This window comes from Klebsiella sp. X13, assembly GCF_003323835.1.
In the GTDB taxonomy this organism is placed as follows: Bacteria; Pseudomonadota; Gammaproteobacteria; order Enterobacterales; family Enterobacteriaceae; genus Klebsiella; species Klebsiella ornithinolytica.
Genome location: NZ_CP030874.1, coordinates 4,097,755 through 4,123,637 on the forward strand (window position 1 = coordinate 4,097,755; position 25,883 = coordinate 4,123,637).

At 55.9% G+C, this 25,883-nt stretch carries 20 protein-coding genes and 1 other annotated feature; of the genes, 8 read left to right on the forward strand and 12 right to left on the reverse strand.

Features of this window, described 5'->3' with window-relative positions; genetic code table 11:
* Positions 1-46: 46 nt before the first annotated feature.
* Both DSD31_RS19475 and ybaK read left to right on the forward strand, forming a co-directional pair.
* Positions 47-841, forward strand: a complete 795-nt coding sequence (locus tag DSD31_RS19475) for a TraB/GumN family protein (protein WP_113991264.1) — start codon at positions 47-49, stop codon at positions 839-841.
* 202 nt (positions 842-1,043) lie between these two features.
* Positions 1,044-1,523 carry a Cys-tRNA(Pro)/Cys-tRNA(Cys) deacylase YbaK gene (gene ybaK, locus DSD31_RS19485; protein ID WP_004858826.1) on the forward strand — a complete coding sequence of 160 codons (480 nt, stop codon included), beginning with the start codon at positions 1,044-1,046 and terminating at the stop codon, positions 1,521-1,523.
* Positions 1,524-1,663: 140 nt separating this feature from the next.
* Here ybaK and ushA read toward each other — a convergent pair whose 3' ends face one another.
* On the reverse strand, positions 1,664-3,316 hold the full coding sequence (gene ushA / locus DSD31_RS19490) for a bifunctional UDP-sugar hydrolase/5'-nucleotidase UshA (RefSeq protein ID WP_004858825.1): 1,653 nt from the start codon (positions 3,314-3,316) through the stop codon (positions 1,664-1,666).
* 163 nt (positions 3,317-3,479) lie between these two features.
* Between ushA and DSD31_RS19495 the strand changes: the two genes are divergently transcribed.
* Complete coding sequence (locus DSD31_RS19495; protein WP_113991265.1) at positions 3,480-4,700, forward strand: MFS transporter; 1,221 nt, start codon at positions 3,480-3,482, stop codon at positions 4,698-4,700.
* Between the two features lie 347 nt (positions 4,701-5,047).
* A complete protein-coding gene (gene ybaL, locus DSD31_RS19500; RefSeq protein ID WP_004858820.1) occupies positions 5,048-6,724 on the forward strand; it encodes a YbaL family putative K(+) efflux transporter in 1,677 nt (558 codons plus the stop codon).
* A 96-nt stretch (positions 6,725-6,820) separates the two neighbouring features.
* On the opposite strand, the gene DSD31_RS19505 is transcribed toward ybaL, so the two are convergent.
* The 9 genes from DSD31_RS19505 to DSD31_RS19545 all read right to left on the reverse strand — a co-directional run bounded on the left by DSD31_RS19505 (position 6,821) and on the right by DSD31_RS19545 (position 16,194).
* Positions 6,821-8,125, reverse strand: a complete 1,305-nt coding sequence (locus tag DSD31_RS19505) for an inosine/guanosine kinase (protein WP_004858819.1) — start codon at positions 8,123-8,125, stop codon at positions 6,821-6,823.
* A 63-nt stretch (positions 8,126-8,188) separates the two neighbouring features.
* A complete protein-coding gene (gene hemH, locus DSD31_RS19510) occupies positions 8,189-9,151 on the reverse strand; it encodes a ferrochelatase (protein ID WP_015585010.1) in 963 nt (320 codons plus the stop codon).
* A 127-nt stretch (positions 9,152-9,278) separates the two neighbouring features.
* Complete coding sequence (gene adk / locus DSD31_RS19515) at positions 9,279-9,923, reverse strand: adenylate kinase (protein ID WP_004858815.1); 645 nt, start codon at positions 9,921-9,923, stop codon at positions 9,279-9,281.
* Positions 9,924-10,131: 208 nt separating this feature from the next.
* Positions 10,132-12,006: a molecular chaperone HtpG gene (htpG, locus tag DSD31_RS19520; protein WP_015585011.1), complete on the reverse strand. Its 1,875-nt coding sequence runs from the start codon at positions 12,004-12,006 to the stop codon at positions 10,132-10,134.
* Between the two features lie 111 nt (positions 12,007-12,117).
* Entirely contained in the window at positions 12,118-12,723 is a 606-nt protein-coding gene (recR, locus tag DSD31_RS19525) for a recombination mediator RecR (RefSeq protein WP_004858810.1), read from the reverse strand.
* Entirely contained in the window at positions 12,723-13,055 is a 333-nt protein-coding gene (locus DSD31_RS19530) for a YbaB/EbfC family nucleoid-associated protein (protein ID WP_004858807.1), read from the reverse strand. Before DSD31_RS19530 ends, recR begins: the two co-directional genes overlap by 1 nt.
* Before the next feature lie 57 nt (positions 13,056-13,112).
* A complete protein-coding gene (dnaX, locus tag DSD31_RS19535) occupies positions 13,113-15,023 on the reverse strand; it encodes a DNA polymerase III subunit gamma/tau (protein WP_044346343.1) in 1,911 nt (636 codons plus the stop codon).
* Positions 13,719-13,783: a sequence feature (DnaX frameshifting element), on the reverse strand. (Overlaps the previous gene by 65 nt.)
* Positions 15,024-15,114: 91 nt before the next feature.
* On the reverse strand, positions 15,115-15,666 hold the full coding sequence (gene apt / locus DSD31_RS19540; RefSeq protein WP_004858802.1) for an adenine phosphoribosyltransferase: 552 nt from the start codon (positions 15,664-15,666) through the stop codon (positions 15,115-15,117).
* A 150-nt stretch (positions 15,667-15,816) separates the two neighbouring features.
* Positions 15,817-16,194, reverse strand: coding sequence for a DUF454 family protein (locus DSD31_RS19545; RefSeq protein ID WP_004858799.1), 378 nt, complete (start codon positions 16,192-16,194; stop codon positions 15,817-15,819).
* Positions 16,195-16,263: 69 nt separating this feature from the next.
* On the opposite strand from DSD31_RS19545, the gene priC reads away from it, so the two are divergent.
* Both priC and rsmS read left to right on the forward strand, forming a co-directional pair.
* A complete protein-coding gene (gene priC, locus DSD31_RS19550; protein WP_113991266.1) occupies positions 16,264-16,791 on the forward strand; it encodes a primosomal replication protein N'' in 528 nt (175 codons plus the stop codon).
* Positions 16,792-16,805: 14 nt separating this feature from the next.
* Entirely contained in the window at positions 16,806-16,982 is a 177-nt protein-coding gene (gene rsmS / locus DSD31_RS19555; RefSeq protein WP_004858795.1) for a pleiotropic regulatory protein RsmS, read from the forward strand.
* A 50-nt stretch (positions 16,983-17,032) separates the two neighbouring features.
* Here rsmS and mscK read toward each other — a convergent pair whose 3' ends face one another.
* Entirely contained in the window at positions 17,033-20,380 is a 3,348-nt protein-coding gene (gene mscK, locus DSD31_RS19560) for a mechanosensitive channel MscK (protein WP_004858793.1), read from the reverse strand.
* 132 nt (positions 20,381-20,512) lie between these two features.
* On the reverse strand, positions 20,513-21,163 hold the full coding sequence (acrR, locus tag DSD31_RS19565; protein ID WP_004858790.1) for a multidrug efflux transporter transcriptional repressor AcrR: 651 nt from the start codon (positions 21,161-21,163) through the stop codon (positions 20,513-20,515).
* Positions 21,164-21,305: 142 nt separating this feature from the next.
* Between acrR and acrA the strand changes: the two genes are divergently transcribed.
* Both acrA and acrB read left to right on the forward strand, forming a co-directional pair.
* A complete protein-coding gene (gene acrA, locus DSD31_RS19570; RefSeq protein WP_004858789.1) occupies positions 21,306-22,499 on the forward strand; it encodes a multidrug efflux RND transporter periplasmic adaptor subunit AcrA in 1,194 nt (397 codons plus the stop codon).
* A gap of 22 nt (positions 22,500-22,521) precedes the next feature.
* Positions 22,522-25,668: a multidrug efflux RND transporter permease subunit AcrB gene (gene acrB / locus DSD31_RS19575; RefSeq protein ID WP_004858787.1), complete on the forward strand. Its 3,147-nt coding sequence runs from the start codon at positions 22,522-22,524 to the stop codon at positions 25,666-25,668.
* The last annotated feature ends 215 nt before the right edge of the window (positions 25,669-25,883 follow it).

Here is a 25,883-nt window from a genome sequence, read left to right on the forward strand (position 1 = left end):
ATGACCCATACGCGCTAGCATGAAGGCTTCACACTACGGAGCGCGTATGGGCCTGTTAAACCGAATAAAAATGCTGTGGCGTGCCGCCGTCGGCGCGTCTTATTCCTGGCCCGCACTGGATATTACCCTTCCCGGAGAGCGCTATTTGCATCTGGTCGGCAGTATTCATATGGGCACCCGCGACATGTCCCCTCCTCCCGCCAGGCTGCTGAAAAAAATTCGTCAGGCCGACGCCCTCATCGTTGAGGCGGATATCACCGGGAACGAAACGCCCTTTGCAGACCTCCCCCCCAGTCCGCCGCTGGCCGAGCGTTTAAACCCGCAGCAGCTCGTCGAGCTGGAGAGCCGGGCCGCGGAACTCGGGCTGTCGACGGCGTTGTTTGACAGTCAGCCGCTCTGGCAGGTCGCCATGGTGTTACAGGCGACGCAGGCCCAGAAGCTGGGTCTGCGTGCGGATTACGGTATTGACTACCAGCTGCTGATGGCGGCGCGCGAGAGCAACGTGCGGGTAATGGAGCTGGAAGGCACCGACAGCCAGATAGCGCTGCTGCGCAATCTGCCGGACGGCGGGCTGGCGCTGCTGGAGGATACGTTGACCCACTGGCGCACAAACGCCCGTCTTTTGCAGGTGATGATCGGCTGGTGGCTGGAGCAGCCGCCCGCCAAAGGCGTCACCACGCTGCCGACAACCTTTAGCCAGTCGCTGTACGATGTATTGATGCATCAGCGCAATCAGGCGTGGCGCGAGACGCTGCTGGCGCTGCCGCCGGGGCGCTATGTTGTCGCCGTCGGTGCGCTGCATTTATATGGTGAAGGGAATCTGCCCGATATGCTGACGTAAAAAAAATGGCCAATATTTCTATTGGCCCGTCAAAGAGGAATTTCATCATTATTATTATCCCGGAATTTGCATTCCGGATCGTTCGATTGTCGCTCAAAGTGACCATCACTGCCAATACTATTGCGCAAGATGGTACTATTTTTTACACATTCAACAGGCGTATGCTGACAGCACGTGAGATCGGTTGGTAAGAAGGATAAGTATGACTCCCGCCGTTAAGTTACTCGAAAAAAACAAAATTGCTTTTAAGATCCACAGCTACGATCACGACCCCAATGAAACCAACTTCGGCGACGAAGTGGTACGCAAACTGGGGCTGAACGCAGACCAGGTTTATAAGACGCTGCTGGTCGCGGTCAACGGCGATATGAAACATCTGGCCGTGGCGGTGACGCCGGTGGCCGGGCAGCTGGATTTGAAAAAAGTGGCCAAAGCCCTGGGCGCGAAGAAGGTGGACATGGCAGATCCCATGGTCGCCCAGCGTACGACGGGCTATCTGGTCGGCGGCATCAGCCCGCTCGGGCAGAAGAAACGGCTACCGACGCTGATTGATGCCCCGGCCCAGGCGTTTAACGCCATTTATATTTCTGGCGGCAAGCGCGGGCTGGATATCGAACTGGCGGCCAGCGATTTAGCGAAGATTCTCGACGCCAAATTCGCCGATATCGCTCGCCGCGATTAATTGCGCCTCGGCGCACAGGGACCTGTAAACCGGAACTATCCCGAAGGCGGCGCGTCGCGCCTGACCAGGCTACTCATCCACCAGATCGTGGCGAACCGGTAGCCCGGTCAGCGCAGCGCCACCGGGCTCATCCTCACGCGTTACTGCCAGCTCACCTCGCCTTTCGGCTCATAGGCGGCCGCGTCCAGCGGTGAGTTTTTCTGGATATACTCTTTCAGCACTTCGGCATCGATAAAACCGGTATTCACATAACCCGGCTTAGTGTCGATATGCGGATAGCCGTCACCGCCGGTCCCGTTAAAGCTCAACGTCGCCATCCGGTAGGTCTTCGTCGGATCGACCGGTTCGCCTTTGATTTTCAGATCGTTCAGCTTGCCGTCTTTCGCCACGAAGCTGACGTTGGCGAACTGCGGATAGGCGCCGGAGTCAGGTTTCATCTGCGCCACGGCGGTCAGATATTCCGTCACTTCCTTACCGCTCATATCGACATACACCAGCACGTTACCGAACGGCTGCACTTTCATGACATCTTTATAGGTAATATCCCCGGCTTCGATGGAGTCACGAATACCGCCGCCGCTCATCACGGCAAAATCGGCATTGCTACGCGCCATTTGTGCCGCCAGCAGCAGGCGTCCCATATTAGTCTGCACAAAACGTACCTTGCTGCGATCGCCTTCAAGATGCCCATTCACGCTGCCAATTTTGACCTGAAGCTGCGCTTTGCCTTTATTCTGGAATGGCGTCAGCAGCGACAGCATCTGCGGGTTTTCCGGGATTTGCGGCGTATAGAGCACGCGTTCGCTCTGACCGTTATCATAGGTCACCTTCTTCTTCAGATTGACCGGGATCAGCTGATAATGCACCAGCTTCATCTCGCCGTTGCGGAACTCAAAATCCGCGCGACCGACATATTTACCCCACTCGTGCGCCTGAACGATCCAGATACCGTTCTGTCTGTCCGGCGCACAGGGCGTGCCCGGTACATAATCGACCTGTTTTTTATTCTCCGAGGCCATACAGACCGGATCCTGCGAATGACCGCCGACGATCATCGCCAGCGATCCTGCCGGCAGGCTGCGCGCCATTTCGACATCGCCAGGGGCGTTAGAACCATGATTTCCGTTGTCATAATGGCCCATATGGGTGGTCGCCAGAATCACATCCGGTTTTTCATTCAGCTGCAGTTCCTGGATAACCAGTTTGGCCTCGTCCGCCGGTTTGCGGAATTCAATGTCGGTGAAATATTCCGGGTTACCTATCTTCGCCGTGTCATCGGTAGTCAGGCCAATGACCGCGATTTTTAATCCCCCGCGTTTAAACAGCGCCCAGGGTTTAAACAGACGCTCGCCGGTGCTTTTTTGGTAGATATTGGCGGAGAGGAACGGAAACTTTGACCACTTTTCCTGCTGGCGTAGCACGCTGAGCGGATTATCAAACTCGTGGTTGCCCACTGCCATCGCATCATAGCCAATCAGGTTCATACCGCGAAAATCTGGCTCTGCATCCTGTAAATCCGACTCCGGCACACCGGTATTAATATCGCCGCCGGACAACAGCAGAACGCTGCCGCCCTCAGCGGCGACCTCTTTGCGGATCCCGTCGACCAACGTCTTTTGCGCCGCCAGACCATATTCACCGTAATCATTACGCCAGAAGTGACCGTGGTGATCGTTGGTATGCAGGATGGTGATTTTATAGGTTTTATCCTGCTCATATGCCTGTGCGGATAAGCTTCCCAGAGACAGCGCGGTAAATAGCCCCAGCGCCACCGCCCGTTTTAAAAAATGCATATTTCTCTCCCTGACTTAATAAACAAGTGCCGAAAGTATAGCGAGTTACGTCGACAGACAAATATGTTTTCCGAATTGAGACTTCCTTCAAACCTTAGTGGCAGGTATGTTAGTCAGATAATAATTCCACCTGCATCCACAATAACACGCTCAAAGTGAACCTATGGCGACGAATCAGACCGTTCAACCCTTATCCGGCCCCGCTGCTGCGCCGCAAAAAGCACGCACCTCGTTTGGTATTCTGGGCGCAATCAGCCTTTCCCATTTACTGAACGATATGATCCAGTCGCTGATTCTGGCGATTTACCCGCTGCTTCAGTCGGAGTTCTCCCTGACCTTCGTGCAAATCGGGATGATCACTCTGACCTTCCAGCTGGCCTCTTCGCTGCTTCAGCCGGTGGTCGGCTACTGGACCGATAAACACTCGATGCCATGGTCGCTGCCGATCGGCATGTGTTTTACGCTCTGCGGCCTGGTTTTACTGGCGCTGGCGGGGAGCTTTGGCTCGGTCCTGCTTGCCGCCGCGCTGGTGGGTACCGGTTCTTCGGTATTCCATCCGGAATCGTCGCGCGTGGCGCGGATGGCCTCCGGCGGCCGTCACGGACTGGCGCAGTCGCTATTCCAGGTTGGCGGTAACTTTGGCAGTTCTCTGGGCCCGCTGCTGGCGGCGGTAATTATCGCGCCATATGGCAAAGGTAACGTCGCATGGTTCGTCCTGGCCGCGCTGTTGGCCATCGTCGTGCTGTCGCAAATCAGCCGCTGGTATGCCGCACAGCATCGAATGAATAAAGGTAAACCGAAGGCCGTCGTCGCCAGTCCGCTGCCGAAAAACAAAGTTATTCTTGCGGTCGGCATCCTGTTGATGCTGATTTTCTCGAAATATTTCTATATGGCGAGCATCAGCAGCTATTACACCTTTTATTTGATGCATAAATTCGGATTATCGATCCAGAATGCGCAGGTTCATCTGTTTATTTTCCTGTTTGCCGTTGCCGCAGGAACGGTGATTGGCGGGCCAGTTGGCGATAAAATTGGGCGTAAATATGTAATTTGGGGCTCGATCCTCGGCGTGGCTCCCTTTACCCTTGTTTTACCCTACGCGACGCTGGAGTGGACGGGAATTTTGACCATGATTATTGGATTTATCCTCGCATCGGCATTTTCGGCTATCCTGGTCTACGCCCAGGAGCTGTTACCGGGGCGTATCGGCATGGTTTCCGGTCTGTTTTTCGGCTTCGCATTTGGTATGGGTGGCCTCGGAGCCGCCGTTCTGGGGCTGTTAGCGGACCACACCAGTATCGAGCTGGTTTATAAAATCTGTGCTTTCCTGCCACTTCTCGGCATATTGACGATATTCCTTCCTGACAACCGCCAAAAACCCTGATTATCTGGCGGCTAAAGTGAAACTTTGGCCGCCGTAATCCCTTATGCTGACAGCACTCCCGCTCATTAGCTGCCGTAGTTTTCCGATCTGTGCCTTTTTTCGGGTTAATTCCATTTTTCTGCATAATTCAACAATTATTCATAAACAAAACAGCGAAAACTGTCATAAACTATTACTCGGTTTTTTAGGTTTAGACACAGCTTCATCCGGGTTGCCGCAAAGTAGCGCGAGTGACTGCCTGGAGCAGGGATGATTCGGTGAATGCGCGAAGCTAACGCAGAAGCAGCCTGAAGGATGGCGTGTTTAATACTGAAAATGGATTGGCTCACCACATACAAGGAGACGGAATGCACCACGCAACACCGCTTATCACCACCATTGTCGGTGGGCTCGTACTCGCTTTTATCTTCGGCATGATTGCCAATAAGCTGCGCATTTCGCCACTGGTGGGCTATCTATTAGCAGGCGTGTTATCCGGCCCCTTTACCCCTGGCTTCGTTGCCGATACCAAACTGGCGCCGGAGCTGGCTGAGCTGGGCGTCATATTGCTGATGTTTGGCGTCGGGCTGCACTTCTCCTTAAAGGATTTGATGGCGGTAAAGTCGATCGCCATTCCCGGCGCGATTGCCCAGATAGCCGTGGCAACGCTGCTGGGTATGGCGCTTTCTGCCGTGTTGGGCTGGTCGCTGATGACCGGCATCGTATTTGGCCTGTGTCTCTCTACCGCCAGTACCGTGGTGCTGCTGCGCGCGTTGGAGGAACGGCAGCTTATTGATAGCCAGCGAGGGCAGATTGCCATCGGCTGGCTCATCGTCGAAGATTTAGTGATGGTTCTGACGCTGGTTCTGCTGCCGGCCGTCGCCGGTATGGCGGAGAAAGGCGATGTTGGCCTGGCGTCGCTGGCCGTCGATATGGGGATCACCATCGGCAAAGTGATCGCCTTTATCGCCATTATGATGCTGGTGGGTCGTCGTCTGGTACCGTGGATTATGTCCCGCAGCGCCGCAACCGGCTCCCGCGAACTGTTTACCCTGTCGGTTCTGGCCCTCGCTCTCGGGATCGCCTTCGGTGCGGTTGAGCTGTTTGACGTCTCCTTTGCGCTTGGCGCATTTTTCGCCGGAATGGTACTGAACGAATCCGAACTCAGCCACCGCGCCGCGCACGACACGCTGCCGCTGCGGGATGCGTTCGCGGTGCTGTTCTTTGTCTCCGTGGGAATGCTGTTTGATCCGATGATCCTGCTGGAGCAACCGCTGGCGGTGCTGGCTACGCTGGCGATCATTATCTTCGGCAAGTCGGTGGTCGCCTTTTTCCTCGTGCGGATGTTCGGCCACTCGCCGCGCACCGCGCTGACCATCGCCGCCAGCCTCGCGCAAATCGGTGAGTTCGCCTTTATTCTTGCCGGGCTTGGCATGGCGCTGAATCTGCTGCCGCAGGCCGGACAAAATCTGGTACTGGCCGGGGCGATTATCTCTATCATGCTTAACCCGGTGCTCTTCGCAGTGCTGGAAAAATACCTCGATAAAACCGAAACGCTGGATGAACAGACCTTCGAAGAAGTGCTCGAAGAAGAGAAGCAGATTCCGGTCGATATTTGCAACCACGCGCTGCTGGTGGGCTTTGGCCGCGTCGGCAGCCTGCTGGGCGAAAAGCTGATGGCCCAGGGTATTCCGCTGGTGGTTATTGAGACGTCGCGTACCCGCGTCGATGAGCTGCGCGCGCGCGGTATTCGCGCGGTGCTGGGCAATGCGGCGAATGAAGAGATCATGAATCTGGCGCATCTGGACTGCGCCCGCTGGCTGCTGCTGACCATTCCTAACGGCTATGAGGCTGGGGAAATCGTCGCTGCCGCCCGCGAGAAATGCCCGAATATCGAGATTATCGCCAGGGCGCATTATGACGATGAAGTGGATTACATTACCGAACGCGGCGCGAATCAGGTGGTGATGGGCGAGCGAGAAATCGCACGCGCTATGTTGCTCCTGCTGGAGACGCCGCCGGCGGGTGAAGTCGTTACCGGATAATCCCCTACCATGGCGCCTCCCGGACAAGCGAGAGGCGCTCAGCCAGCCTTTGCTACTGTTGCGTTCTCCCCCCGCAGCGCAAGAGGAGAAACGGGCTTAACGCTCCCAGTATGCCTCTTCCAGACTATCTTCTCGCTCCGGCAGGCCGCGGGTTAAACGCGGGGAGTGCTGGTTCAATACCTGATAGCTGACGCGGTTGGCATATTTGCACACCTGCGCCAGTGACGAGTAGGTCAGCCACTTGCACTTGTGTTTGCTGGAGTTCGGAACGTTATTGCGGTGGTAGTTATTGGCGGTGATATCATGCAGCAGCGCCGCCAGCGCCCCGTCACCGGCACCGTTGGTATTCATGATTTTCTCAGGCCCACCCATGTACGGCGCAATATGCGAGTAAATCCGTAAGGGGTTCACGCAATCCTGATGACGCATTGCGCGGCTAAACTCATACTGGTTGAATTCGGCAATCGCCCCCGGCAGCAGCGGATGCTGAGTTTTACGTTTGGCTTCGTCTTCCGTAAAGCTGGCCATATACAGCCCCGCAGGTCCGGCGGTACACAGTACCAGGTCCACCCACTCCAGCGCCTTATCCGAAGCCAGCAGCGGATCGGACAGCCCGGTCAGCGCTTCGGCTTCTTCTTCATTCATCGCCAGAATAGAGACGTTCTCCTTGAGAAACTGCTGCCACCATTCCGGGTTATCGGCAATGACATACTTCGTTCCCAGCGTCAGCACCACCGGCACATCATGCTTTTTGGCATACTCGATGGCTTTCATCGTCGCATCCGGCATCGGCTCGCCGGGTTTGCAGCGCACCAGATACGAGGTCAGCACCAGCGCAGAGGCGCCGGCAATCACCTCTTCCGGAATGCTTTCCGGACGCAGCTTATTCATGTGGCCCGGACTGATGGCAAAGGTTCGTTCGCCCGCGTCGCTAATCAGGGTAAAGCAGCGACCGATGGCTCCGTCCACTCCTTGCAGATAGTTCAGGTCAGTCCGGCTGGAGGTGTTGCACAGATAGCGATAGGCGTAGCCGCCGATTTCGATATTGCTGCACATGACCCCCAGCAATACCGAGCGGTCATCTGCCAGCACCGAATAATTATGCATGGTATTGCCGATCGTTCCGCCGGCAAACTGGTGGGTAATTAAATGATTCCGTACCAGCTCCTGGTAGAGCGTTTCGGCGACATCATCTTCGATGACCAGCGAATGGCCGGCGCTGAGGCCGTAGCGCACGATAAACGCCTCATCTACTTTGGCTTCGATATCAACCAGCGTCTGATCGATACCGACCACCCACGCGACGTTGGCTTCATTTTCCGGCTGCGTTTGCTGCAGCAGCGGATCGCGGGCATTAACGGGAAAGTAGTGTTTGGATTTGCGTTTACCGGGAAATTTCATAGTGGCGATTTAATGGCAGTGAACAAGCGGGGAATAATAGCATATTCCCCCTGCCACACGCGATTAGCGATACGGCGCCGTCAGGTTCACCATCATTTCGATATGCGCCCTGTCCGCATTAAGCGCCGGGATATATTCATATTTCTGCCCGCCGGCTTCGAGGAAGACTTCCCGGTTCTGCACCGCAATCTCCTCCAGCGTTTCCAGACAATCTGCCGCAAAGCCCGGGCAGATGACCTGAATATGCTTCACCCCCTTCTCGCCCAACATTTTCAATGTTTCGTCGGTGTAAGGCGTCAGCCACGGCTCGCGGCCAAAGCGCGACTGGAAGGTCATCATGGCGCGATCCGGCGAAAGTCCCAGCGCAGAGACCAGTTCGCGGGTGGTATCGCGGCAGCGCTGCGGGTAATCATCGCCTTCGTGGGCAAAGCGTTGCGGTATGCCGTGATAAGAAAGCAGCAGCACATCCGGTTCGCCGTGCACGGCAAACGATGCGCGAACGCTGGCGGCCAGCGCATCGATATAGCTGGCATCATCGGCATAATCACGAATAAAAGAGATCCCGGGGATGGCCCGTTTTTTAGCCAGAATTCGCGCCAGCTCATCCCATACTGCCGCCACGGTGGAACAGGAGTATTGCGGATACAGCGGCAACACCACGATATGGTCAACATCCTGAGCCAGCAGTTCATCCACCGCGCTTTCCAGCGCAGGTGAGCCGTAGCTCATGCCTAAGGCAACCGGGGTATCGGGGAGACGCGCGGCCAGAGCCTGCTGCTGTCGACGGCTGTAAACCATCAGCGGCGAGCCTTCCTCCATCCACACGGACTGATAAAGTTTCGCGACCCGCGGCGCGCGCAGGGGCAGTATCACGCCGCGCAGAAGCGGCCACCACAGCAGACGGGGCGTATCAACCACCCGCTTGTCGCTGAGAAATTGTCGCAGATAGCGCTTCACCGCATCGGGCGTGGGCGCATCGGGAGTGCCTAAGTTGGCTAACAAGATACCTGTTTTCGTCTGATGCATTACCGCCTCTTAACCATTTGAATCGCAGCCAATTGTAGCTGAAATGGCGCTAAACGGAACCAATCAGAGAAAAAGGTAGAATGAGAGATGTTCTCATCCCGCCGCGGCAGGATGAGAACCAACGGGATTAACCGAGGATTTTTTCCAGTTCAGCGCGGACGTCGGAAACGGCTTTCGTACCGTCAACCTTCGCGTAGCGGGTGTTGCCCGCTTCAGCTTCTTTCTGATAGTAACCGATCAGCGGCGCCGTCATCTGATGGTATTCCACCAGACGCTTACGTACGGTCTCTTCCTGGTCATCTTTACGGGTGGTCAGCTCTTCGCCGGTCACGTCATCTTTGCCTTCAACCTTCGGCGGGTTGAATTTGATGTGGTACACGCGACCGGAAGCGGCGTGTACGCGACGACCAATGATACGGTCAACGATCAGTTCGTCCGGTACATCAAATTCCAGAACGTAATCAACGGCGATGCCCGCTTCTTTCATGGCGTCAGCCTGCGGAATGGTGCGCGGGAAGCCGTCGAGCAGGAAACCGTTACGGCAATCTTCCTGGGTGATACGCTCTTTAACCAGCGCAATCACCAGTTCGTCGGTCACCAGCTTGCCGGCATCCATAATGTCTTTTGCCTGTTTGCCCAGCTCGGAGCCAGATTTCACCGCAGCGCGCAGCATGTCACCGGTAGAGATTTGCGGAATTCCGTATTTCTCCATGATGAACTGAGCCTGAGTTCCTTTACCCGCGCCCGGAGCGCCAAGCAGAATAATACGCATTACGAAAATCCCCTCAAAAGTCGATTCAATTTTTCAAAAACGCTAAACCATACCACCAGAATGCAGATGGCTCAAGGAAGGCGGAGCGGCTGAAACGGTTAATGGAAGGTTTATTTTGCTTGAAAGGCGGATTTTACGCCATCAGAGGGGCGTCCACCCCGGCCCGCGCGTAAGCTGCGCAGGCCGGGGTGGACCAACAGCGAAGCGATCAGGAAGCCAGCAGCTGGTTCATGCGGCGAATAAACTGGTTAGGATCTTCCAGGGTACCGCGTTCAGCCAGCAGGGCCTGATCGAGCAGCAGCTCGACCCATTCGCTAAACCGGGCCTCATCCTGCGTGTCCGCCGTGCGTTTCACCAGCGGGTGAGCCGGGTTGAGTTCGAAAATGTACTTCACTTCCGGTGCAGACTGGCCCGCAGCGGCAAACAGTTTCGCCATCTGGGTGCTCATTTCGTCCGCGTCGGTGGTGACGATAGCCGGCGTATCGGTCAGGCGGTGCGTCAGTCGAACCTCCTTCACCCGCTCGCCCAGCAGCGTTTTCACACGCTCAACGAACGGTTCCAGCGCCTTTTCGGCCTCTTTGGTGCTTTCGTCGACTTCATCCGCCAGCTTATCCAGCGATTCGTCGGCTTTCGCAACCGACTGGAACGCCTTGCCGTCGAACTCGGTCAGGTAGCTCATCATCCACTCGTCGATGCGGTCAGAGAGCAGCAGAACTTCGATACCTTTCTTACGCAGCAGCTCGAGGTGCGGACTGCTCTTCGCCGCGGCATAGCTGTCCGCAGTGATGTAGTAGATCTTCTCCTGCCCTTCTTTCATACGAGAGACATACTCTTCCAGCGACACGGTCTGCGCGGCGGAATCGGTATGGGTAGAGGCGAAACGCAGCAGCTTAGCAATCGTCTGCTGATTCGCGCTGTCCTCCGCCGGGCCTTCTTTCAGCACCAGGCCAAACTGCTGCCAGAAGGTCTGATATTTTTCCGCATCGTCTTTGGCCAGTTTTTCCAGCATCTGCAGCGCGCGTTTGCTCAGCGCGGTGCGCAGGTTGCGGGTAACGCTGCTGTCCTGCAGAATTTCACGCGACACGTTCAGCGGCAGATCGTTAGAGTCGACGAGGCCGCGGACAAAGCGCAGATAGTTCGGCATGAACTGCTCGGCTTCATCCATGATAAACACGCGCTGCACGTACAGCTTCAGGCCATGCTTGTGATCGCGGTTCCACATATCCCACGGCGCCTGCGACGGGATATACAGCAGGCTGGTGTACTCCTGCTTGCCTTCCACGCGGTTGTGGCTCCAGGTCAGCGGGTCGCTGTAGTCGTGGGCAATGTGTTTATAGAATTCGTTATATTCGTCGTCTTTGATTTCCGACTTATTACGGGTCCACAGCGCCTGGGCCTTGTTGATTTTCTCCCAGGAGATCACCGTTTCACCGTCAACCTCTTCGCGCTTTTCAATCTCTACCGGCAGCGCGATATGATCGGAATATTTGCTGATAATCGAACGCACGCGCCAGTCGTTGAGGAAGTCATCTTCACCTTCGCGCAGGTGCAGGGTAATTTCAGTACCGCGATCGGCTTTGGTGATATCGGCAATGGTGTAGTCGCCTTCGCCGGCAGATTCCCAGAACACGCCGTTTTCCGCGCTATCGCCCGCCGCGCGGGTACGCACGGTGACTTTATCGGCCACGATAAACGCTGAGTAGAAGCCGACACCAAACTGACCAATCAGCTGGCTGTCTTTTGCCTGATCGGAACCCATTGATTCGAGGAAAGATTTTGTCCCGGATTTGGCAATCGTGCCGAGATGGTCGATCGCTTCCTCACGGTTCATCCCGATACCATTATCGGCGATGGTCAGCGTGCGGTTGTCTTTGTCAAAAGAGACGCGCACGCGCAGCTCGCCGTCGCCTTCATACAGGTCCGGCTGGGACAGCGCGCGGAAACGCAGCTTGTCGGCCGCATCGGAGGCGTTGGAAATCAGTTCACGCAGGAAAATTTCTTTATTGGAATAAAGAGAATGGATCATCAGGTGCAGAAGCTGTTTAACCTCTGACTGAAAACCACGAGTTTCTTGTCCTTTCATCTAAATCAACCTCAACAATGCCATTGTTAATGGTAAAAAAACCGTTGAAGGGGAGATGGGGACTGGAGGGGAAATTTTCAAGCGGAGGCGCCAAAAAGCGCCTCCGTTTGATTAAAAACGAATCTTGTGCCGGCCGGCAAGGGAGTGCGACAGCGTGGTGCCGTCAACCATCTCCAGCTCGCCGCCTACCGGTACGCCGTGGGCGATACGACTGGCTTCTACGCCATACTGCGCGCAAAGTTCGGCAATGTAGTTGGCGGTCGCCTCGCCTTCCACCGTCGGGTTGGTGGCGAGGATCACTTCCTGCATTGATTCGTCGCGCAGACGCTGCTCCAGACGATCGAGCCCGATATCATCCGGCCCGATGCCATCAAGCGGCGACAGGTGGCCCATCAGGACAAAGTAGCGCCCGGAAAACTGCCCGGTTTGCTCAATGGCGTAGATGTCCGCGGGGCTTTCCACCACGCAAATCTGACCATTTTCACGACGGCGCGGATTGCTGCAAATATTGCACACCTCCTGCTCGGTGAAGGTGCGGCAATCGGCGCAGTGGCCGATTTCCGACATCGCGCGCGTCAATGACTGCGCCAGACGCATCCCGCCGCTACGATCGCGCTGAAGTAGCGTAAACGCCATGCGCTGCGCTGACTTCGGGCCAACGCCCGGCAGACAGCGCAATGCTTCCATAAGCTGAGTTAACAGCGGGCTGGTTTGCATCAGAACGGCATCTTAAAGCCAGGCGGCAGCTGCATGCCGGAAGAGACGGAAGCCATCTTCTCTTTCTGGGTCTCTTCAATACGGCGCGCCGCATCGTTGAACGCCGCAGCGACGAGATCTTCCAGCATATCTTTGTCGTCTTCCAGAAGGCTCGGATCAATCTCCACGCGACGGCAGTTATGCGCACCGTTAATGGTCACTTTAACCAGACCTGCGCCAGATTCGCCGGTCACTTCCAGCTGCGCGATCTCTTCCTGCATTTTCTGCATTTTGTCTTGCATCTGCTGGGCCTGCTTCATCAGGTTACCCAGGCCGCCTTTTCCACCAAACATAGGCTTCTCTCTCAGTAAGTCATCGTTAAGGATGCTGACCGCAAGTCAAACTTGCAATCAAATGGGGCGAATACTCTCTTCATCCAGATCCGCATCGAAGAACCGGCGCAGCGTCTGAATGTTGTTATCCGCAATAATCGCTTCGCGCGCTTGCGCGAGCTTCTCTTCATAAATTGCCTGCCGCCACTCCAGCGGCGTGCGCATCGCAGGATTATCGTCTTCCACGATGGTCAATTCAACCGGTGAACCGTACAACACGCCGAGCGCTTCGGCCAACTTTTGCTGCGCGCCGGCGGAATTAAGATGCCGCTGGCTCGGGCGCAGATGCAGACAGATACGGTTACCGTCCTGCTCTTTCCACGCATTCAGCGCCACCTGCTCTACCAGCTTCGGCACCGCCAGCTGATTAACCTCTGCCGCCCAGCCGTCGCGTTCGACCGCTTCCAGCGCCAGTTTTGCCGCCAGCTCCGGCGTTTTTTCATGCTCCAGCGCTTTCTTCAGCGCCTTCGGCGTCGCGACCTCTTCCTTCACCGTTTCGACCATCGTCGTCGCTTTCCAGCGATAGGCTTCTTTTTTGGCCGGAACCTTTTCCTGCACCGCAGCGACGGCCGGGCGAGCCTGCACGCGCTCGGTTATTGAACTCAGTCGCTCCAGCGCAGCGTTATTCACCGGCCGCGCGCGGGATGCGGCTGCCGGTTCACTCTTTTTTGGGGTGGGCGCTCCCTGGCTACGCTGCAGCTGGCTGCGTGCCGCCAGTACCTGACTGGTGGTTTGCGGCAGATTCTGCGGCGGCGGCACCGGCGAAGCGGATACCGGCGCCGCCTGTACAGGCGCGGCCAGCGTTGCCGGTTGCGGCTTCACCTCCGGTTCCGGCAGCGGCGCTTGCGGATGGAATGCCAGCGCACGCAGCAGCGTCATTTCCACACCCATGCGCCGATCCGGCGCATACGGCAGCTCTTTGCGGCCAATCAGGAGCGTCTGATAGTACAATTGTATATCGGTGGGCGGCACGGTGCGCGCAAGTTCACGCATACGCAGCTCTACCGCGGCCATATCGGCGCCCAGCGCCGAAGGAGAGAGCTGGACCATCGCAATCCGGTGCAGCAGACTCTGCATTTCAACCAGCAGCGCTTCCCACTCAACGCCGCGGGAGGCCGCTTCGTTAACGCCCGCCATGACGCGTTCGCCATCGGCTGCCACCAGCGCCTCAATCAATGACAGCGCCTGATCGTCGTCGAGCGTGCCGAGCATGGTACTGACCGACTCCGCCGTCAAACGACCATCGCCGCTGGCAATCGCCTGATCGGTCAGGCTTAAGGCATCGCGCAGGCTGCCGTCCGCCGCGCGCGACAGCAGCTGCAGCGCGCGGGATTCAAAGGTAATCTGCTCTTCGCCGAGAATATGCTCAAGCTGATGGCGGATCTGTTCGACATCCAGCGCCTTGAGATGGAACTGCAGACAGCGCGACAGGATCGTCACCGGCAGCTTCTGCGGATCGGTGGTCGCCAGCAGGAATTTGACGTGCGCAGGCGGCTCCTCCAGCGTTTTTAACAACGCGTTGAAGCTATGGCGTGACAGCATGTGGACTTCATCGATCAGATAGACCTTAAAGCGGCCACGGGCCGGCGCGTACTGGACGTTGTCCAGCAGGTCGCGGGTGTCTTCGACTTTGGTACGGGAAGCGGCATCAATCTCAATCAGATCGACAAAGCGCCCCTGCTCTATTTCGCGGCAGTTATCACACACGCCGCACGGCGTGGCGGTAATACCGGTTTCACAGTTCAACCCTTTTGCGAGCAAACGTGCGATGGAGGTTTTCCCCACGCCGCGGGTGCCGGAAAAGAGATAAGCGTGATGAATGCGCCCTAACGATAAGCCGTTCGCCAGTGCGGTCAGCACATGTTCCTGGCCGACGACGTCAGCAAAGGTTTGTGGGCGCCATTTACGGGCTAAGACCTGATAACTCATGGGCTGGCTCTGAAACGCTGGAAGGTGAAATCACGAGGGGTCATGCTATCACAGCCCCGCTCAATCAGCGAGGCTATGTGGAGGGATTTGCTTAGTGACCCGGGAAAGGGACCAGGCTAAAGCAGTTGATTCCCAGTTTTTCCAGACGCTGCTCGCCGCCCAGATCAAACAGATTGATCACAAAGGCGGCATCGTGCACTTCGCCGCCCAGACGGCGAATCAGCTTCACGGTTGCATCGATGGTGCCGCCGGTCGCCAGCAGATCGTCAACGACGAGAACTTTATCGCCTTCTTTGATCGCATCGACATGAATTTCCAGCTGATCGGTACCGTATTCCAGCTCGTAGCTCTCGGCAATGGTTTCACGCGGGAGCTTGCGCGGTTTACGTACCGGCACAAAACCCACGCCCAGCGCCAGCGCAACCGGTGCGCCAAACAGAAAACCACGCGCCTCGGTGCCCACCACTTTAGTGATGCCGGCGTTTTTATAACGCTCGGTCAGCAGCTCAATGCTCAACGCATAGGCTTTCGGGTCTTCGAGCATGCTGGTGACATCGCGGAAAAGAATACCCGGTTTCGGATAGTCCTGAATGCTTTGGATGCTGTTCTTTAGATATTCAAGCTGCTGTGCAGTTGCGGTCATAAGTTTATGCCTGATAAAAACGGTGTTACTCACGGGCAGGCCAAACGGGTCAAAGAAACATTTGATTAACCTTTGACCAGGCGTACCCGCGCTCGAAAACGCTCGAATTTACTGTCTGTAAGCGACAATTGCAACACTCATTATGGCGCATCAGTGCTTTTGTTGCGTCGCGTCAACAACCGGAATACGCCACATAAATATCAACAGACAGGCCAGAATCACCAGCAGCATGATGCGAACCCACGTAAGCTTAACCAGCCACAGCGACACGGCGAAGGTCAGCAGAATCATCACAATCGCCCGCGGCTTGGCGCCGGGCGGCATCGCACGATATTGCTGCCAGTGACGAAGATAGCCGCCGAACCAGGAACGATACAGCAGCCAGTGGTGAAAACGCGGTGAAGAACGGGCAAAACACCAGGCCGCCAGCAGAATAAACGGGGTGGTCGGCAATAAAGGCAAAAAGACGCCCAGCGTCCCCAGCGCTACCGCCAGCCAGCCTATGATGATTAAAATGATACGTGGCATAATGCGAATCGTTATCAAGCAGATATGGCTACTGTAGCACAGTTGCCTATCAGACCAGGGAGGAGTTATTTGAAAACAACGCGGCTTTTACAAATGCTGGAAAATCAGTTGGCCCAGCTGGCCGCGCAGGTTGCGCCGCTGGCGCATCATGCCACGCTCAGCGCCCGCTTCGATCGCCAGCTGTTCCGTACTCGTAGCACCCTGATGCAGGACTGTCTCGAGGAGGCGCAGCAGCACTTTACTGAACTGCGGCAGGCCGTTGAACAGCAGCAGCTTCCGCAGGTCGCCTGGCTGGCGGAGCGGCTGGTCGCGCAAATCGCCGCCCTCAGCCGGGAGGCGGCGACCTGGTCGCTGCGTAGTTGGGACAGCGCCTCCCCCGCAATAAACCGCTGGCAGCGGCGGCGACTTCAGCATCAGGAGTACGAACGACGACTGCTGGCGATGCGAAACGATCGCCAGCGCCAGCTGGCGCTGGCGACGACGCTTGAGGAACAGCAGCGGCTGGCGAAAGAGGTCGAGGCCTGCGCCGGACGTTTAGCACGCTGTCGCGATGCGCTGGAAAAAATAGAGGGCGTGCTGGCACGCTTAACGCGCTAACAAAAGGAGTCACTATGTCGCTGGAAAACGCCCCGGATGAGGTCAAACTGGCCGTTGATTTGATTATGCTGCTGGAAGAGAACCAGGTGTCAGCGCAAACCGTCCTCGGGGCGCTGGAGATCATTAAACGTGACTATGAAAACAAACTCAACCGCAGCGGGCAGACGTCAGATGAAGCGGATACACGCTAACCGACGGCCCGTCGGAAACGGGGCGGCGCACTGGCCGCCCCTGCTGAGTCTTATCCAATAGCCGGAGACGGATCGTCTCCTTTGACCTCACGTTTGAGCTCCGTCACTTCATCCCCTTTTTCGTTACGCAGATGGACTTCCAGCTGGTTGAAGGCGATGTTGATGTCGTTTTCACGGCACAGGCGATCGATCGCCCGGTTCAGTTCATCGACGGTATAGCTGCGATCGCGCAGTTCGCGCACATATAAACGCAGCTCATGATCCAGCGTGCTGGCGCCGAAGGTGGTGAAGAAGACCGACGGCGCAGGCTCCTGCATCACTTTCGGATGCTCATGTGCCGCCTGCAGCAGAACCTCCTTGACCTTATCCAGATCGGAACCGTATGCCACGCCGATGCGGATCACCACGCGGGTCACGGTGTCGGACAGCGACCAGTTGATCAAACGCTCGGTCACAAACGCTTTGTTCGGGATGATCACCTCTTTACGGTCAAAGTCGGTAATGGTGGTGGCACGAATGCGGATCTTGCTGACGGTACCGGAGAAGGTCCCGATCGTCACCGTATCGCCGATGCGCACCGGGCGTTCGAAGAGGATAATCAGGCCGGAAACGAAGTTCCCGAAAATCTCCTGCAGGCCAAAGCCCAGACCCACCGACAATGCGGCCGCCAGCCACTGCAGCTTGTCCCACGAGACGCCCAGCGCGCCAAATACCGTCATCGCACCGATCGCGATAATCGCGTAGTTGAGGATCGAGGTAATGGCGTAGGACGTCCCCTGGCGCATGTTGAGCCGAGAGAGGATCAGCACTTCCAGCAGCCCCGGTAGGTTGCGGATCAACGCCCAGGCGACCATGGAGGCGACAATCGCAAACAGCAGGCTTCCCATCGTCACGCTTCTTACTACGCTGGCTCCAGCTTCGGTGCCGTTGTAGTGCCACAAGGTGATACTGTCGAGATAGGCGAAGACGGTGATGAGATCGGACCAAATCGCCCAGAACACAACGCCAAACAAGGCGACCATCACCAGCATGGTAATGCGCAGCGTTTGTTGGTTGACCTGCTCCAGGGCGATGGTCGGCTCTTCCTGCGGTTCAGCCCCTTCAGCCCCCTCTTTGACCATATGCTGGCGACGGGCCAGCGCACGCCGCCAGGCGATACGCCGTGCGGCAACGCTCAGGCCGCGCAAAACGGTCTGGTACAGCAGATTCCACAGCATCACCAGGTAGACGGTTTCAATCCAGCGGCCGGCCAGACGCAGGGTGGTATAGAAGTAGCCGGTAGCCGTCAGCACCATCAGCGCGACAGGCACAATCGAGAGTACGGTGACGGTAAGAAGACGCAGGCTGTGCGACTCTTTATCACGCCAGCTCTCGCGACACATCGGCCACACCAGTACCGCGATCAGCAGCAGATTGAGGAAGATAACGAACTGCCCCAGCACATCATCCATCAAATTCAGCGGCGACAGTTCAGAGACCACCGACCAGAAATTCAGCGGCAGCAGCGCAAGACTGACGCGCACAATTTGCCGACGCCAGTGGCTGGTCAGCTGCGGTGGCATATTAAAGTGGCTTACCGCCACGCCGTCTTTTTCCAGCACCTTCCAGCACAGGCCAAACACCAGCCAGAACAGCGCCAGTTTTTTACTGTATGCCCACAGCAGTTCGCTGATGTTCAGCTGCATCGTCAGCAGAATCAAACCTACCGCCAGAATCAGCAGTACGACAGGCAGTGCGCGGATCAGGTCGATCAGAATCGCTTTGGGCGTATGGAGCTGCGTGTCGTTACGCAGCTGACCGACCTGCGAGGCCAGCCGGGCCTGGTAATTACGCAACCACTGCAGGCGCCAGCGGATCAGGCCAGCAATCAGCAGCAGCGGCAGACCGGCAAGGAAGGCAACAAACACCGCCGGCCACGCTTTCTCCCAGTTTACGGTGATTTTCATCGCCTTAAACTGCCCTTTCAACGCTTCCGGGAAGGATTTAATCCAGTCCCAGTCCATCGGTTTGTTGCTATTCACCCAGAAAATCTGCTGGGTCAGGATGGCTTTCAGATTGCTTGAGACGCTCATTAACTGCTGCTGGTTGATCTGCAGGTTAATGGCCATCATCAGCTGATTGCCGAGCTGCTTGTTAAACTGATCGAGCAGTTCGCGGCGCATATCCACGACGTCCAGCAGAGCATTATGTACGTCAGGGGTCACTTCATTGCTGTGCCCTTCTTCCAGTTTGGCGACGAACGCATCGCTCTGGAACAACGCATCACGCTGCTGGTTGACCTCAAACTGTTCAAGACGCAGATCGGCAATACGGTTGGTCATATCTTCCAGCTCGTCCGCCGACGGGAGCGTCTGCTGCTGCTGGTATAGGATGCGCGACAGTAACAGGCTCCCTTTGAGGACTGAAATCTGCTCTTTGATATCACGTTCAGATTGCAGCGCCCGATCGAGCCAGTTTTTCACTTTAATGTTGCGCTGCACCAGCTGGTTGCCGTTCTCAGTCGCCGCGATGAGCTTCTGACTCAGCTGATGGTTAATATCCAGCTCTTGTTTGACCAGCGGGTTGGACTGGATACGCGCCGTCTCATCCGGCGTGACCGCTTCCTGAGCGGTTTTTTCCGTTAGCGTCAGGCGTTTGCTGTTAACCGCTTCCTGCAGCAGCTGCAGCTGATGTTCGAGACGATTACTGTTGGCGCTGACGTAATCACGTTGCTTTTGCAGCGTATCCTGCAACACGGTGTTACCTTCGAGGCTCTTACGCTGCTGCTCAATTTGCGCGTTAAGCAGCGCCTGCTGCGCCAGCAGCAATCCCTGCTGGCTCGGGCGCAGGGCTTCGTCGCCCGTGGTGGTGGTGCCGTTCAGACGGTTGCGTATCTGCTGTAGCTGCTGGGAAGCCGCGTACATCGCATTTTGCACGCGTTCCGGCTGGGTTTGCAGGGAGACCAGCTGACTGTTGTAGGTCGCCAGATCGTTTTGCGCGGTTTGCAGATCGTCCAGCGTCTGGGAGAGACGAGATTCCAGCTGCCGCAAAGAGAGCGTGCTGAGCGTTTTCCGCGTCGCCTCATCATCAGGCACCTCGCTTAAGGCGTTGAGGCTATCGACCGCCTGACGCATCTTCGCTGGCGCCTGCTCAACCTGTTGCCGCAGCTGAGTCGTTTCCGACTTAATCCGCTCGATTTTATCGAGTGCTTCCAGGGTCTGCACCAGGTCTTGCTGAACCAGCTTATCCTGTGGCGTCAGTTCCTTTTGCTTATTTAGCGTATTGAGTTGATTCTGAATATCAGATCGGTCAGGGACATCGGCAGCCAGAGCCTGATTAATGCTAAGACAGCCGACAAATAACAACAGTACAATTACAAAAGCGGAAGTGGCATTTCGCCAACGGATAGTATGCAGCATAGTGTTAACATGAGTGGTTGCAATAGCCGGAGAATACCGGGGGTCGTCGCAGCCCGCAGAATAGCACTTCTGCAATCGCACGAATAGCCGCGACCATCAGCAAATACTCACCTTTTTTATTTTGCCAGTACGTTAATTCTTAGCTTCCGAGGGAGCCCGGAGCGTAGGGCAAAACTGATACATTTCAAGAAGAATGGCAACATAGTCGCGCGCTTCTTTTTCAAGATCGAAGGAGTCCGGTGCAAAGAGCCAGTTTTCCATCAGCCCGGAGAGGTAGCTGCGCATTAAAACCGCCGCCCGGCGGGTTAACAAATTGGCCGGCAGCATGTTGGCCGCAATGCACTCTTTTAGCGTGTGTTCGATACGTTCATAGCTCTCAAGACATAAGCTGCGCTGGGCTTTCTGCACCACCGCCATCTCACCGACAAACTCACATTTATGGAAGATAATTTCCATCATCAGCCGCCGCCGCTCTTCTGTCACGGTGGCTTCAAGAACATGGACTAAGATCCCCCTGACAACTGACAGTGGATCGTTGGGGAATTTTGCCCGATACTCAACTTCAAGATCGCTAATACTTGCGTCCGACAACACCCATATTTCATTAAATAAATCTGATTTATTCTTGAAATGCCAGTAGATAGCCCCCCTCGTTACCCCGGCAGCTTTTGCAATTGCTGCCAACGAGGTAGATGATACGCCTTGCTGCGAAAACAAACGCAGAGCAACATCCAGAATGTGTTGCCGGGTTTCAAGTGCCTGTTGTTTGGTTTTTCGTGCCATAGGTCGATGAGTTTACAGAGGTTACGTTTACATACATTTATGAATGTATGTACCATAGCATGACCATAATAGAAACACAGTAGTGGGTTTGTGGTCGTTTGAGCCACTGAACAATTTGAAATTGGACACTCGAGGTTTACATATGAACAAAAACAGAGGGTTAACGCCTCTGGCGGTCGTTCTGATGCTCTCAGGCAGCTTAGCGCTAACAGGATGTGACGACAAACCGGCTCAGCAAGGAGCCCAGCATATGCCGGAAGTCGGTATTGTGACGCTCAAATCCGCACCTCTGCAAATCACCACCGAGCTACCGGGCCGCACCAGCGCCTACCGTATTGCAGAAGTCCGTCCTCAGGTAAGTGGCATTATTCTGAAACGTAACTTTACGGAAGGTAGTGACATCCAGGCTGGCGTGTCCCTTTATCAGATCGATCCGGCAACTTACCAGGCCAGCTACGAAAGCGCAAAAGGCGATTTAGCCAAAGCACAGGCCGCGGCCAATATCGCGCAGCTGACGGTTAAACGTTATCAGAAACTGCTCGGCACCAAATACATCAGTCAACAGGATTATGATACTGCCGTCGCCGACGCTCAGCAGAGCAACGCCGCCGTTGTAGCCGCGAAAGCCGCTGTGGAAACGGCGCGTATTAACCTGGCTTATACCAAAGTGACTTCGCCTATCAGCGGACGAATTGGTAAATCCGCCGTGACCGAAGGCGCACTGGTGCAGAATGGTCAGGCTACTGCGCTGGCCACCGTTCAGCAGCTGGACCCTATCTATGTTGATGTGACCCAGTCGAGCAACGATTTCCTGCGTCTGAAACAAGAGCTGGCAAACGGAACGCTGAAACAAGAAAACGGCAAAGCCAAAGTCGAACTGGTTACCAACGACGGGCTGAAGTATCCGCAAGGCGGTACGCTGGAGTTTTCTGATGTCACCGTTGATCAGACCACCGGTTCTATCACTTTACGCGCTATCTTCCCGAACCCGGATCACACCCTGTTACCAGGGATGTTCGTCCGCGCTCGTCTGCAGGAAGGGACCAACCCGGATGCACTGCTGGTTCCACAGCAGGGCGTAACCCGCACGCCGCGTGGTGATGCCAGCGTTATGGTTGTCGGTGAAGGTGATAAGGTCGAAGTTCGTCAGGTTACTGCAACGCAGGCGATTGGCGATAAATGGCTGGTCACCAGCGGAGTGAAATCCGGCGATCGCGTGATTGTTACCGGACTGCAAAAAGTCAAACCAGGCGTGCAGGTTAAAGCGCAGGAAGTAGCCTCTGACGATCAACAGCAAGTTGCCAGCAACGCTCAGTCAGAACAAACCAAGTCTTAACTTAAACAGGAGCCGTTAAGACATGCCTAATTTCTTTATCGATCGCCCCATATTCGCATGGGTGATCGCCATAATCATCATGCTTGCCGGGGGACTTGCGATCCTGAAGCTGCCTGTTGCGCAATATCCAACGATTGCGCCGCCGGCGGTCTCGATCACCGCAACCTACCCGGGTGCTGATGCGAAAACGGTGCAGGATACCGTGACGCAGGTTATCGAACAGAACATGAACGGTATCGATAACCTGATGTACATGTCCTCCAACAGTGACTCAACCGGTACGGTACAGATCACCCTGACCTTCCAGTCTGGTACGGATGCGGACATCGCGCAGGTACAGGTGCAGAACAAACTGCAGCTCGCCATGCCGCTGCTGCCGCAGGAAGTACAGCAACAGGGCGTGAGCGTGGAGAAATCCTCCAGCAGCTTCCTGATGGTTGTCGGCGTTATCAACACCAACGGCACCATGACGCAGGAGGATATCTCCGACTACGTTGGCGCCAACATGAAAGATGCGATCAGCCGTACGTCCGGCGTGGGTGACGTTCAGCTGTTTGGTTCCCAGTACGCGATGCGTATCTGGATGGATCCGAACAAACTGAACAACTTCCAGCTGACGCCGGTCGATGTGATCAGCGCGATTAAAGCCCAGAACGCCCAGGTAGCAGCCGGTCAGTTAGGCGGTACGCCGCCGGTGAAAGGCCAGCAGCTGAACGCCTCTATCATCGCGCAGACCCGTCTGAAATCCGCTGACGAATTCAGCAATATTCTGCTGAAAGTGAACCAGGACGGTTCGCAGGTTCGTCTGCGTGACGTAGCGAAAGTTGAGCTTGGCGGTGAAAACTATGACATCGTCGCGAAGTTTAATAACCAGCCGGCTTCCGGTCTGGGTATCAAACTGGCGACCGGCGCCAACGCCCTGGATACCGCCAACGCCATTCGCGCTGAACTGGCGAAAATGGAGCCGTACTTCCCGTCAGGCCTGAAGATTGTTTACCCGTATGACACCACGCCGTTCGTGAAAATCTCGATTCATGAAGTGGTTAAAACGCTGGTCGAAGCGATCATCCTGGTCTTCCTGGTTATGTATCTGTTCCTGCAGAACTTCCGCGCCACGTTGATTCCAACCATCGCGGTACCGGTCGTCTTGCTGGGTACTTTCGCCATCCTGGCCATTTTTGGCTTCTCGATAAACACCCTGACCATGTTTGGTATGGTGCTTGCGATAGGTCTGCTCGTCGATGACGCCATCGTGGTGGTGGAAAACGTCGAGCGTGTCATGGCGGAAGAAGGCCTGCCGCCGAAGGAAGCAACCCGTAAATCCATGGGCCAGATTCAGGGCGCACTGGTCGGTATCGCGATGGTGCTTTCTGCGGTATTTATCCCGATGGCCTTCTTCGGTGGTTCAACGGGTGCGATTTATCGTCAGTTCTCCATCACCATCGTTTCGGCGATGGCGCTGTCGGTGCTGGTTGCATTAATCCTGACCCCGGCGCTGTGCGCCACGATGCTGAAACCTATCGCTAAAGGCGGTCATGGCGAGCACAAAGGCTTCTTTGGCTGGTTTAACCGCATGTTCGATAAGAGCACGCACCATTACACCGATAGCGTAGGTAACATTCTGCGCAGTACCGGTCGTTACCTGGTGCTGTATCTGATTATCGTCGTCGGAATGGCCTGGCTGTTCGTCCGTCTGCCGAGCTCGTTCCTGCCAGATGAAGATCAGGGCGTATTCCTGAGCATGGCGCAGCTTCCTGCCGGCGCTACGCAGGAACGTACGCAGAAAGTGCTGGATGAGATGACGGACTACTACCTCACGAAAGAGAAAGCCAACGTCGAATCTGTGTTCGCCGTTAACGGCTTTGGCTTCGCGGGTCGTGGTCAGAACACCGGTATTGCGTTCGTTTCACTGAAAGACTGGAGCGAACGTCCGGGCAGCGAGAACAAGGTTGAAGCGATTACCGGTCGTGCGATGGCCCGTTTCTCGCAGATTAAAGACGCGATGGTCTTCGCCTTTAACCTGCCGGCTATCGTCGAACTGGGTACCGCAACCGGCTTTGACTTCCAGCTGATCGACCAGGGCGGCTTAGGTCACGAAAAACTGACTCAGGCACGTAACCAGCTGTTTGGTGAAGTGGCGAAGCACCCTGACCTGCTGGTCGGCGTTCGTCCTAACGGCCTGGAAGATACGCCGCAGTTCAAGGTGGATATTGACCAGGAGAAAGCGCAGGCGTTGGGCGTTTCTATCAGCGACATCAATACCACGCTGGGCGCAGCCTGGGGCGGTAGCTACGTCAATGACTTCATCGACCGCGGTCGCGTGAAGAAAGTGTACGTCATGTCCGAAGCGAAATACCGTATGCTGCCGGAAGATATTGGCAACTGGTACGTTCGCGGTAGCGATGGACAGATGGTGCCGTTCTCAGCCTTCTCCACCTCACACTGGGAGTATGGTTCACCGCGTCTGGAACGCTATAACGGTCTGCCGTCGATGGAAATCCTCGGTCAGGCGGCTCCGGGCAGAAGTACCGGTGAAGCGATGACGATGATGGAAGAGCTGGCCAAAAAACTGCCTTCGGGTATTGGTTATGACTGGACCGGTATGTCCTATCAGGAACGTCTGTCCGGTAACCAGGCGCCGGCGCTGTATGCCATCTCGCTGATCGTGGTATTCCTGTGTCTGGCGGCGCTGTATGAAAGCTGGTCGATACCGTTCTCCGTTATGCTGGTTGTCCCACTGGGGGTTATCGGTGCACTGCTGGCGGCAACGTTCCGTGGTCTGACGAACGACGTTTACTTCCAGGTAGGCCTGCTGACCACCATTGGTCTGTCGGCGAAGAACGCGATACTTATCGTAGAATTCGCCAAAGATCTGATGGATAAAGAAGGCAAGGGTCTGATTGAAGCGACCCTGGAAGCGGTACGTATGCGTCTGCGTCCAATCCTGATGACCTCACTGGCGTTTATCCTCGGGGTTATGCCGCTGGTCATTAGCTCCGGCGCAGGTTCCGGCGCACAGAACGCCGTAGGTACCGGCGTAATGGGCGGGATGGTGACGGCAACGGTTCTGGCTATCTTCTTTGTTCCGGTCTTCTTTGTGGTGGTTCGCCGCCGCTTCAGCAAGAAATCGGAAGACATTGAGCACAGCCATCCGACTGAGCATCATTAATCTCTCCACTGAGGGCCGCATCAGCGGCCCTTTTTTTCGCCTGCGCCCCCGCTCGCTTCGGGATTCGTTGAGGAAATTTTTCGGATAGCGTATATTGAAACGCACGCATTGCTACGGTTTACTTTGTATCCTGATATACAATTTCCGGCGATAAGCTTTTACTTTGTTTTTATCAGATTATTCTTTTGCCGCTTTACCCTTATCTTAACTAAGAA